This is a genomic window from Sphingobium sp. 3R8 (assembly GCF_020166615.1).
Taxonomy (GTDB): Bacteria; Pseudomonadota; Alphaproteobacteria; order Sphingomonadales; family Sphingomonadaceae; genus Sphingobium; species Sphingobium bisphenolicum.
In genome coordinates this window covers 65,793-77,160 of record NZ_JAIQXR010000023.1, presented here as the reverse complement: position 1 = coordinate 77,160, position 11,368 = coordinate 65,793, and the positions used below count along the sequence as shown (strand labels likewise).

The window sequence follows — 11,368 nt, the reverse complement described above, 5'->3', positions numbered from 1 at the left end:
TGAGTCGGTCAAACGGTTTTTTCAAAAAAATGTCATGCAGCGATATCGGGGGCTACCGGGCAGAGAATGCGAAAATGGGCGCCGCAGGCTGAAGACAGCAATTGCAACGCGCCGCGATAGCCCTCCAGCAGCGATCGGGCGATGGCCAGCCCACCCCCGTCCCACCCCGATCGCGCTTGCTGGTGAAGAAGGGATCGAAAAATCGGATTCGGTCGCCCTGAGGAATGCCCGGCCCGTCATCGACAAGGTCAAAGCAGGCGATACCCTCCCGCACGACCAGAACGATATCCAGACGCGACGCGCCAGCCTGTTGCGCATTATCGCCTAGAATCGTCAGCACCACCTCCAGCGCATCCGAATCGATGGCCAACCTAGACCCCTATCGTCACATCGGCCCGCGCCAATTCCATCAGCCGCCGCACCAGACGAGACAATCGCTCTGCGTCGGCAGCCATATTCGCCAGAAATCGCTCGCGGTCGATGGACGCCATGTCGGTTCCATGATCTTGCAGCAGCTCGACGGCGACTTCAATGTCGGCCTGTCCGACCGAACGGGCTGGTGGAGATGGTGCGATATAACCGCGAGGATAGCGCAGGCGTGCGGTCCAATTATTGGCGGCAGGAATTCATCCAGCTCGCCAGTCTGGCGGCGTCGGGGCCTCGGTCGGTCTGGAGCAGCGAGACAGCCAGGGAATGACCGGACCTCTGGCAGCCTATCCGTCATGAAGAAACTGTAATGAAGCGCTCATCCTCCTGATCTTCGACCTGTCGTATCAATGGCTGCGGTCATTATCTCGACCGTGGAGCGAGAGGCGGCGCCTCCCCTGTTGCGCCGCCTCTCCAAAGCACGGATGAACGATGCAAAGGCCGATCTTCTACGACGCCAGCGGGCGACGGCGGCGCATCACCCTGCCTGCGCTGTTCATCATGCTGGTCGCCATTCTGCTTGCCGCGCTGGCTTTCGCCCTCACCATCGTCGATGTCCCCACCCCGCCGGCCGTTCCGTTGCAGATGGAACGCCCGCGCGCCGAAGGCATCGGTCAGAAGCTAGGTCATCTGAGCGCCAAGCTGCGCGCCGGTTTTGCCCAATGGTTGCCGCACGGCCGCTCTATCCTTTCTGCTCATCCCGTAACGGCCGCCTTCTATGTGCCTTGGGACGACGCCAGCCGCGCCTCGCTGCGGCAGCATGTCGATCATATCGACTGGATCGCCCCGGCCCTGCTGTCGGTCACCGGCCCAACCCACCCGCTGAAGGTGACGGCCGACCCCGCCTTTGCCGCGATCATGCGGGCGGCGCATCGCCGCCCCAAGATTCTGCCGGTCGTCCAGAACGTCGACGACGGCACATGGGACAGCGCCGGGACGGCGGCGCTTCTGCACGATCATCACGCGCGCACGGCCTTCCTCGAGCATCTCATCCCGGCGTTGCGCGCAATGCATGCGGCCGGCGTCGTCTTCGATTTCGAGGCGCTGCCGGCGGGGGCGCAGGGCGACTATCTCGCATTCCTCCGTCAGGCGGCGTCCATCCTGCACGATCACCACCTGCTGCTGACGCTGACCGTCCCGGTCGATGACGCCGGCTGGAATCTGGCCCGCTATGGCCGGCTGGCCGACCGGCTATTCCTGATGGACTATGACCAGCATTATATCGGCGACACGGCCGGACCGATCGCCGCCCAGCCCTGGTTCGTGCAACGGCTCCACGCCGCGCTGAAAGTCGTCCCGGCCACCAAGACGATCGTCGCGATCGGCAATTATGCCTATGACTGGACCGATGGCGTGAAAAACGCCGACACGCTGTCGATCGAAGACGCCTGGCTCTCCGCGCATGACAGCGGTGCGGCGATCCGCTTCGATCCGGCGTCAGGCAATGCCAGCTTCGATTATCAGCAGGACGGGCAGGTCCACCATGTCTGGATGCTGGACGCCGCGAGCGGCTGGAATCAGGTCCGCGCGGCGCGGCTGGCGGGGACCGGAGGCGTCGCCCTGTGGCGGCTCGGATCGGAAGATCCCGGCTTCTGGGCCGCGCTCAAACAAGGCAAGGCCACGCCGCCCGCCGCGATCGGGCGGCTCACCAGCTTCAACTCGGTCGATGTCGAGGGCAATGGCGAGATATTGCGGATCGACGATGTGCCGACCATCGGCCATCGCACGATTGTCATGGGGTCGGGCCGCACCAGCGGCCTTATCACCGACGAACATTTCGCCAGCCTGCCCACCCCCTATGTCATCCGCCGCACCGGCTATCGGCCGCATGAGGTCGCGCTGACCTTCGACGATGGTCCCGATCCGGTCTGGACGCCGCCGATCCTGGACATATTGCGCAAGGCCCATGTGCCCGCGACCTTCTTCGTCATCGGCGAAAATGCGATGATGCATCCCCGCCTGTTGCGGCAGATCGTCGCGCAGGGCAGCGAGATCGGCAATCACAGTTATACTCACCCCAATCTGGCGCAGGTCTGGGATCGGGGCGTGTCGCTGGAACTCAACAGCACGCAGCGGCTGGTCGAAGCCTATACCGGCCGGGCGATGCGCCTGTTCCGCGCGCCCTATTTCGGCGACGCGGAGCCGACCACGGCGGACGAGATCGGCCCGGCGCTGGAGGCGCAGAAGGCGGGCTATCTCAATGTCGGCCTTCATGTCGATCCGGGCGACTGGACGCGCCCCGGCGCAGACGCCATCGTCGCGCGCACCGTCGCGCAGGTCGAGGACGGCAGCGCCGACCGGTCGGCGCAGATCATCCTGCTCCACGACAGCGGCGGCGACAGGGCGCAAACCGTGGCGGCGCTGCCGCGCATCATCAAGACGCTGTCGGCGCGCGGCTATCGCTTCGTGCCGGTGTCGGCGCTGGCCGGGCTGACGCCTGTGCAGGTGATGCCGCCCGTCCGTGGGGCTGATCTGGCCGCGGTGCGGGTGGATGTCGCCATATTCCTGGTGCTGGCGGCGATCGCGGTGACGCTCAAATGGCTGTTCTTCGCGGTCATCCTGTTCGGCATCGGCCGCGCGCTGATGCTGGCGGGGCTGGCGCTGGGCAGCCGGTCGCCACGCAACCGGATCGCACCGCCGGCCAGCCAGCCCGATATCTTTGTGTCCGTCATCATCCCCGCCTTCAACGAGGCCAAGGTGATCGAAACATCGGTGCGGCGCGTCCTAGCCAGCCAGCAGGTCGGGCTGGAGGTCATCGTGGTCGATGACGGATCGACGGACGCGACCAGCCGCATCGTGGCCGATAGCTTCGCCGACGAGGCGCGTGTGCGCCTGCTCACCCTGACCAATGGCGGCAAGGCGGCGGCGCTGAACCGCGCGCTGGATATCGCCAGCGCGCCGATCATCGTGGCGCTGGACGCCGACACCCAGTTCGAACCGCTGACCATCGCCCGCCTCGCCCGCTGGTTCGCCGATCCGGCGGTCGGCGCGGTGGCCGGCAATGCGATGGTCGGCAACCGCATCAACCTCGTCACCCGCTGGCAGGCGGTAGAATATGTGACGGCGCAAAATCTGGAGCGGCGCGCACTCGCCCGGTTCGGCGCGATCACGGTGGTTCCGGGCGCGGTCGGCGCGTGGCGGCGATCGGCGCTGGACGCCGTCGGCGGCTATCCGCTCGACACGCTGGCCGAGGATCAGGATTTGACCATCGCGGTGCAGCGGGCCGGCTGGCGCATCGCCTATGACACCGAAGCGGTCGCCTGGACCGAAGCCCCAGAAAGCTTCGGCGCGCTGTCCAAACAGCGTTTTCGCTGGGCCTATGGCACGCTGCAATGCCTGTGGAAGCATCGTAGCATCTGGCGCGAGCGCAAGCCGGCCGGCCTCGCCTGGGTCGGCCTGCCCCAGGCCTGGCTGTTCCAGATCGGCTTCGCGCTGGTATCGCCGATCATCGACCTGGCGCTGGTGGTCAGCGCGCTCGACACCGCGCTCCGCGTCCACCAGCATGGCTGGGCGCAGACGCAAAGCGACGTGCTGCGCATGGCGCTCTACTGGATCGCCTTCACCGCGATCGACGTCGCCTGCGGGGCCGTCGCCTATCGTCTGGAGCCGCGCGAGCAACGCTATCCGGCGCTTCTGCTGGTAGCGCAGCGCTTCATCTATCGGCAGATCATGTATAGCGTCGTCATACGCGCCGTCGCCACCGCCATATTGGGGCCATGGGTCGGATGGGGCAAGCTGGAGCGCAGCGGGCGAGTACAAACGACGAGCGCGCTGCCCCATGCCGACAGCGCATGGAGCCATGCGGCATGAGCCGGTCGACCGCCGCGCTTGCCGGCCTGACCTGCGCCCTGCTGCTGGCACTTTGGTATATCGGCTATATCGGCAACGCGGCGCTGTTCGACCTGCTGCCTGCGAAAGGTGTGGTCGACCCGCGCCAGCCACGTGCGGTGGCGCTCTATTTGTCGGGCGACATGGGGTTTCACGCGGGACTGGGACCAAATGTCGCAGAGCGGCTGACACGCCGGGGCATCCCCGTCGTCACCGAAAACAGCCTGCGCTTCTTTCGCACGCGCCGCACGCCCGAAGAAGCGGGTGCCATGATCGCCGAAGGATTGCGCCGCGCCATCGCCGTCGATCCGAAGGCGCGCCTGCTGCTGCTGGGCCAGTCCTTCGGCGCCGACGTCATCGCGCCGTCGCTCCCCTACGTGCCCACCACGCTGCGTCGACGGATCGCGTTCATCGGCCTGATCGTGCCGGGCGCCACTCGCCAGTGGCGCGCCTCGCCATCCGAAATCTTCTCCTTCAACGAACCCGAAGAAGACGCGGCGACCGCCGCCCGGCGACTGAGTTGGGTGCCATTGCTGTGCATCCACGGCGCTGAGGAGGCGGCCAGCCTTTGCCCGGCCTTGCGCCAGTCCAATGTCACCCGACTGCAACTGCCCGGCGGCCATCCCCTTAATCATGACGCCGATGCCGTCAGCGCCGCTCTGTCAGGGGCGATCGGCCGAGCGATCGGCTGGCACGCCGCGGCATCATGACCGACATCGCGCTGCCCGTCGGCATCAGCCAATATCGACGGGTCCTGGCCATCGTTGTGTTGCTGCTGGTGGCGGCGCTGGCATGTATCGCGCTCGATCATCTCTTTGCCGAAATCCGGTGGAGCGACGTCCGCGCCGCCTTCCAGGCCATTCCCCCGGTCGCGATGATCGCAGCCGCGGTTTTGACCGGCCTCAGCTATCTCGCCCTCACCCTCTACGATCATCTGGCGCTGCGCATCATCGGCAGCGCCGTCGGCTGGCGCACGGCGGCGCTGGCGTCCTTCTGCAGCTATACGCTCAGCCATAATCTGGGTCTGGCGCTGGTCACCGGCGGATCGGCGCGGCTGCGCATCTATGGCGCGGCCGGCCTAGGTCCCGGCGACGTCGCCCGCATCATCGCGTCGGCCAGCTTCGCCTTCTGGGGCGGCGTTTTCACACTGACGGCCTTGGGCATGACGCTATACCCCGCCGGCCTCACCTTGGGCGGCTTCACCATCGACGCTCCGGTCCAGCGCGCCATCGGCGCTACGCTGCTCGGCGGCGCGATCCTGCTGCTGGCCGCGCTGCGATCCGCGACGCGGCCGGTCAATGTGTTCGGCTGGACATTGACGTTGCCCAGCCGGTCGCAGGCGCTGGCTCAGATCGGCATCGCCTGTATCGACCTGGCCTTCGCCAGCGCCGCGCTGTTCGTGCTTGTCCCCCATCTGTCGCCCGCGCTCTATCCGGCCTTCTTCCTGGGCTATGCACTGGCGATCATCGTCGCGCTGATCAGCCATGTCCCCGGCGGCATCGGCATATTCGAAGGCGTGATCGTCGCCAGCCTACCCCGTATCGACAGGCCGGCGCTGGTCGCCGCGCTCATCGCCTATCGCATCCTCTATTATCTGATCCCGCTGTTCGTCGCGGTCGTCCTGATCGCCGCGCATGAGCGGCGCGCCTGGCGACAGCCGCTGCGCAACGTCACGAGCGGCGCGCAGACCGTTGCCCGGACGATCGCGCCCATCATGCTCGCCGCTTTGGTGGCGGTGGGCGGCGCCATCCTGCTCATTTCCGGCTCGCTGCCGGCGGTGCCGGGCCGCTTCCGCATGGTGGCCGGCATCATCCCCATGCCCTTCGTCGAAGCGTCGCATCTGGCCGCTAGCATGATCGGGGCGCTGCTGATCCTGCTGGCGTCGGGCCTGTACCGGCGGCTGGACGGCGCTTTCTGGCTTACCCGACTGCTGCTGGTCGCCGGCGCGATCTTCTCGCTCCTCAAGGGACTGGACTATGAAGAAGCTGCCATCCTGCTCGTCATCGCCGCCCTGTTGCAATGGAGCCATGCGGCCTTTTATCGCCGGACCAGCCTGACATCGGCCATATTGACCCCCGGATGGATTGCGACGCTGGGCCTCGCCGTCGGCCTGTCCATCTGGATCGGCTTCATCGCCTATCGCCATGTCGACTATCAAGGCGACCTGTGGTGGCAATTTGGACGCCATCGGGATGCATCCCGTTTCCTGCGTGCCGCGTTGGCGGCGGGCGTCGTGCTGGTCGGCGCGGCACTGTGGGCGCTACTGCGTCCCGCCCGCGATATATGGGACGAATCACCATCCGATCCGCCCGGCGACGCTGCGCTCTCCTTGGCTACCCGGACCGATGCTTTTCTGGCGCTGACCGGTGACAAGAAATTCCTGACATCTCCGTCGGGCCGCGCCTTCCTCATGTACCAGGTCCAGGGGCATAGCTGGATCGTCATGGGCGATCCGGTCGGCGACCCGGTGGAATGGCCCGATCTCCTCTGGCGGATGCGGGAACGGGCCGACGCGGCACAGGGCCGCCTGCTCCTCTATCAACTCAGTCTGGAATCCCTGCCGCTGGCAATCGACCTCGGCCTCTCCATCGTCAAATATGGCGAGGAGGCGAGGATCGACCTGAACGGCTTCACCCTGGAAGGACCGCAGGCGCGTCCCCTGCGCCATGCCGTTCGCCGGACCGCGCGCGATGGCGCACTGTTCGATATCGTGGCGGCGGCAGACGTTCCCGCCCTGTTGCCCGCCCTGCGCGCCGTGTCCGACGACTGGCTCGCGGCGAAGGGCGCAACCGAAAAGAGCTTCAGCGTCGGCCGGTTCGACGACGCCTATATGACGCGCTTCGATTGCGCCGTCGTGCGTTGCGGCGGGCGGATCGTCGCTTTCGCCAATATCTGGGCGACGGCGGATGGCCGGGAATTGTCGGTAGACCTGATGCGACATAGCGCCGGCGCGCCGCCCGGCGTGATGGACTTCATCTTCACCAGTCTGCTGCTCTGGGGCCAGGGCAGGGGCTATCGCTGGTTCACCCTTGGCCTTGCGCCGCTGTCGGGGCTGGATGCGCGTCGCCTTTCCCCGCTCTGGGTCAAGGCGGCCGCCTTCCTCTACCGCCATGGCGACGCCTTCTATGGCTTTGGCGGATTGCGGGCCTATAAGGCGAAGTTCGCGCCGACCTGGGAACCGCGTTTCATCGCGGGGCCGCAGGGCGTTTCGCTGGCGCGGGCGATGGTGGACCTGCAACGGCTGATCGGCGGCGGACGAGGCAGCATGGCCGCCCGGATGCGTGGGGCTGATCCGGCGGTGATCGGGAAATGAGGACGGTCATGAGCTATAAGGTGCTGCTGGTCGAAGACGACGCGACCACCGCCGATTACATCGCCAAGGGACTGGTCGAGGAAGGCTTTACCGTCGATCGCGCCGACAATGGCCGCGACGGCCTGTTCCTGGCGACCGAAGCCGCGCATGACGCCATCATTCTGGACCGGATGCTGCCGGGCATGGACGGCATGGCGGTGCTCGCGGCGCTGCGCGCGGCCGGCATCGACACCCCGGTCATCATCCTGTCGGCGCTGGCGACCGCCGATGAACGGATCAAGGGGCTGACCGGCGGGTCGGACGATTATCTGGCCAAACCCTTCGCCTTCGCCGAACTGCTGGCGCGGTTGCGGATCATTCTGCGGCGCGGTGGTGGACAGGCGCCCGAAACGCGCCTGTCCTGCGGCGACCTGGACGTCGACCTCCTCTCTCGCAAGGTGAAGCGCGGCGCGCGCGTCATCGACCTGCAGCCGCGCGAGTTCCGCCTGCTCGACTATCTGCTGCGGCATCAGGGCGAGGTCGTCACCCGCACCATGTTGCTGGAAGGCGTATGGGATTATCATTTCGATCCCGGCACAAATGTCATCGACGTGCATATCAGCCGGCTGCGGCGCAAGGTCGACGAGGATGGCGAGCCTCCGCTGATCCACACGATCCGCGGCGCAGGCTATCGCCTGAGCGAACAGGGGTGACGATGCGCTGGCGCCAGAGCGTCATCTGGCGATTCGCCGCGCTCGTCTTCCTGATGCAGATCGCCTGCGTGCTGGTCGCGCTCTGGGCCGTGCATCAATTCACCAGCCGTTCGGTGGACGAAGCCAGCCGAGCGGTCGCGGTGAACCTGCGCGATGATATCGCCGCCACCTATGCAGCGGCTGGCCTGCAAGCGGCTGGCGCCACGGTGCATAGCCGCATGATGGCCGACCCGGACGGCAGCTCGATCATGTTGCTGATCGGGCCGAATGGCCAGCGCATCGCCGGTAACATCCCAGGCTGGCCAGCCGACATCGGTCCCTCGGAAAGCTGGCGCCAGCTCGACCTGCTGCGCATCGGCCAGAAGAACCGCGATCCCCAGAGCATCGGCATCGTCAGCACGCAATTCCCGGACGGAACGCGATTGCTGACCGGCCATGTCGTGGAAAACGACCTGCGCTTCGGCGGCTACCTGGAAGCGGCGCTAATCGGCGCCATCCTCCTCGCCATGCCCTTGGCGGCGGGCGCCGCCTTCTTCTCCGCCGCCATCATCCGGGGCCGGCTGCGATCGGTCATCGATACCGCTGCGGCGGTCGGCACGGGCGACATCAAGCGCCGCATCCTGCTGAGCGGCAGCGGCGACATGTTCGATGCGCTGGGCGACGAGATCAACGCGATGCTGGACCGCATCACCGCACTGGTGGATGAGATGCGGCTGGTGACGGACGGCCTGGCCCATGACCTTCGTTCTCCCCTTACCCGGCTGCGCGCCGTGCTGGAGAGCGCCTTGCGCCAGAGCCGGGACGAGGAATCGATCGCAGCGCTGGAAAAGGCGCTGGACGAAGGCGACACGCTGTTGCGGATGCTGGATGCCGCGCTGTTGATCAGCCGGGCCGAAGCGGGGATCGGCCGCGACAATTTCTCGGCGGTCGACGTTGCGGCGCTGCTGGACGATTTCCAGGATATGTATGACGCGCTGGCCGAGGACAAAGGCGTGACCATCAGCGTCGATGCGCCGCCCGGCCTGCATATCCGGTCGCATCGCGAGATATTTGGTCAGGTGCTGTCGAACCTGATCGACAATGCGCTCAAATATGGCGGCGATCGCATCCTGTTGTCCGCCTGGCGGGATGGCCCGTCGATCTGCGTCGCCGTGGCGGACAACGGTCCGGGCATCGCCGAAGAGCGGCGGATCGAGGCGCTGCGGCGTTTCGCCCGGCTGGATGCGTCGCGCCATATCACGGGCGCCGGTCTGGGCCTCTCGCTGGCGGCGGCGGTCGCTCATCTCCATGACGGCACCTTGACATTGAGCGATGCGGGACCCGGATTGCGCGTGACTCTGACCCTGCCCGTCGAGGACGAGCAGCATTCGACTTAAGGGATCTGATCGGGATCACGCCCGCCGGGGCATGCCTGCGCCCTTCGGTAAAGTTTCTGCCGTGACACTTTACCGAAGGGCAAAGTGTCACGGGCGACAAAATGCGACGCGCTGAAAAAACCGGATTCACAAGCGACTCGCTCTGTGCTTGATTCACGATATGTTTCACCCAGCCCTTCCGTCCCGCATTCCCGGCGGCAGCGATCTTTCGCTGTTGCTCGACCAGCTCTCCCATTGCTGCTCGCGGCCGCGATACGCCTTCATGCTGCTGACGCTGATCGCGGACGTGGCCCGACCGGACGGCAGCGCAGGGCCGGAGGTCCGGGTGGGCGACGGGCTGGTCCCGCTACGTGACTGGCTATGCGATGCGCTGACGCCGATGGGCCACCGCGATCCACGCCGCATGGCGCTGGTGGAGCGGGTGCGCGACGAGTTGCGCAAGGACATGAAGTTGACCGGCGACACCCTGACTGACGATGTGCAGGTGCAGGAAGAAGTGCGCAACCGCGTGCGCGCGTCGGGCAAGACCAATCTCAGCCGGGCCGCGTCGGAACTGGTCAAGGCCGGCCTGCTCAAGCGCCATTATCAGGGCTATCGCGTCGATCATCTCAATCGCGGCGCACAGCGCCAAGCGGTATATACGCTCACCGGCCGCGCCCGCGTGCTCATCGGTACGCCGGCCGCGCCACGACGACCGGCCGCCCCACCCCGGCAGGGCGACCTGTTCGCCCATTAAGCGCGTTCGCGCGCCTCGCGCCGGGCCTTGGCATAATTGTCACGACGCATCTTTTCGAAGCCAGTGCGCTGGGCGAAGCCGGCATCTTCGGGATAGTCGCGGAAATCGGCGAGTATCTCGTCAAACACCGTTGCCAGTTCGTCGCGAAATTCGGGATGGGGGAAGATGTGGAAACGGTTCTCTCGTACTGCTCCCAACGTGCGCGCGGCGATGACGTCCGGCTCCATGCCGAACTGGTGCAACTGTTCCAGCCGCCCGACGGCTGCGCTGTCCACTGGCTTCGCACCACCGCTGAGCGCGGGCGGCCGCACTTCGTCGCTCGCATAGATATGACTCTTCACCAGGCCGGGGCAGAGTACGGACACGCCGATGCCGTGCGGCGCCAGGCTGTAGCGCAGGGATTCGCTCATCCCGCGCACCGCGAATTTGGTGGTGTTGTAGATGCCGGGCGCGCCGCCGCACAGGAAACTCGCCATCGACGCCGTATTGACGATATGACCGCCCTGCCCCAGCGCCTTCATCCGCGGCGCAAAGGTCATTACGCCGTTGACGACGCCGTGCAGATTGACGCCCATCACCCAGTCCCAATCGTCATAGCTGGACTCGTCGATGGTCTGGAACAGGTTGATGCCGGCATTGTTGAAGACCAGGCTGACCGGCCCCAGCGCCTTCTCCGCCCTGTCGGCCGCCTCGGCGAAACCTGTCCGCGATGCGACATCGAGTTGGACAGCTATGACGCTCTGATTGTCGAGCGTCCTGACCGCGGCGGCCAGCGCATCTTCTCTTATATCGGCGATCGCGACCTTGCACCCTTGCGCCAGCAGGGCGCGGGCCAGACCCAGACCGATGCCATTGGCGCCGCCAGTCACGAAGGCGGTGCGTCCTGCAAATTCGAGCATCCCATTCTCCCATGACGATCTTTGTAACGAACGTGTATTTTTCTCTCGCCATAATCGTATAGTTCACTTACAAATTCGCCAAGCCGAAATTTCATCCC

At 66.0% G+C, this 11,368-nt stretch carries 9 protein-coding genes; 7 read left to right on the top strand and 2 right to left on the bottom strand.

Annotated elements, in window-relative coordinates:
- Positions 1–52: 52 nt before the first annotated feature.
- Positions 53–340, bottom strand: a complete 288-nt coding sequence (locus tag K9B33_RS19155) for an ATP-binding protein (RefSeq protein WP_318011155.1) — start codon at positions 338–340, stop codon at positions 53–55.
- A 225-nt stretch (positions 341–565) separates the two neighbouring features.
- On the opposite strand from K9B33_RS19155, the gene K9B33_RS23090 reads away from it, so the two are divergent.
- The 7 genes from K9B33_RS23090 to K9B33_RS19125 all read left to right on the top strand — a co-directional run bounded on the left by K9B33_RS23090 (position 566) and on the right by K9B33_RS19125 (position 10,371).
- Positions 566–697, top strand: coding sequence for a hypothetical protein (locus tag K9B33_RS23090; RefSeq protein WP_263499644.1), 132 nt, complete (start codon positions 566–568; stop codon positions 695–697).
- A 161-nt stretch (positions 698–858) separates the two neighbouring features.
- Positions 859–4,236: a glycosyltransferase gene (locus K9B33_RS19150; protein ID WP_224550662.1), complete on the top strand. Its 3,378-nt coding sequence runs from the start codon at positions 859–861 to the stop codon at positions 4,234–4,236.
- Positions 4,233–4,964 (top strand): virulence factor, encoded by a 732-nt coding sequence (locus tag K9B33_RS19145; protein WP_224550661.1) that lies wholly within the window; start codon positions 4,233–4,235, stop codon positions 4,962–4,964. The genes K9B33_RS19150 and K9B33_RS19145 overlap by 4 nt, the downstream gene beginning before the upstream one ends.
- Positions 4,961–7,567: a bifunctional lysylphosphatidylglycerol flippase/synthetase MprF gene (gene mprF, locus K9B33_RS19140; protein WP_224550660.1), complete on the top strand. Its 2,607-nt coding sequence runs from the start codon at positions 4,961–4,963 to the stop codon at positions 7,565–7,567. Before K9B33_RS19145 ends, mprF begins: the two co-directional genes overlap by 4 nt.
- Before the next feature lie 8 nt (positions 7,568–7,575).
- Complete coding sequence (locus K9B33_RS19135) at positions 7,576–8,259, top strand: winged helix-turn-helix domain-containing protein (protein ID WP_224550659.1); 684 nt, start codon at positions 7,576–7,578, stop codon at positions 8,257–8,259.
- A 2-nt stretch (positions 8,260–8,261) separates the two neighbouring features.
- Positions 8,262–9,635: a sensor histidine kinase gene (locus K9B33_RS19130; protein ID WP_224550658.1), complete on the top strand. Its 1,374-nt coding sequence runs from the start codon at positions 8,262–8,264 to the stop codon at positions 9,633–9,635.
- A 160-nt stretch (positions 9,636–9,795) separates the two neighbouring features.
- Complete coding sequence (locus K9B33_RS19125) at positions 9,796–10,371, top strand: hypothetical protein (RefSeq protein ID WP_224550657.1); 576 nt, start codon at positions 9,796–9,798, stop codon at positions 10,369–10,371.
- Here K9B33_RS19125 and K9B33_RS19120 read toward each other — a convergent pair.
- A complete protein-coding gene (locus K9B33_RS19120; RefSeq protein WP_224550656.1) occupies positions 10,368–11,270 on the bottom strand; it encodes an SDR family NAD(P)-dependent oxidoreductase in 903 nt (300 codons plus the stop codon). The two genes, K9B33_RS19125 and K9B33_RS19120, sit on opposite strands and share 4 nt — an antisense overlap.
- Between the last annotated feature and the right edge of the window lie 98 nt (positions 11,271–11,368).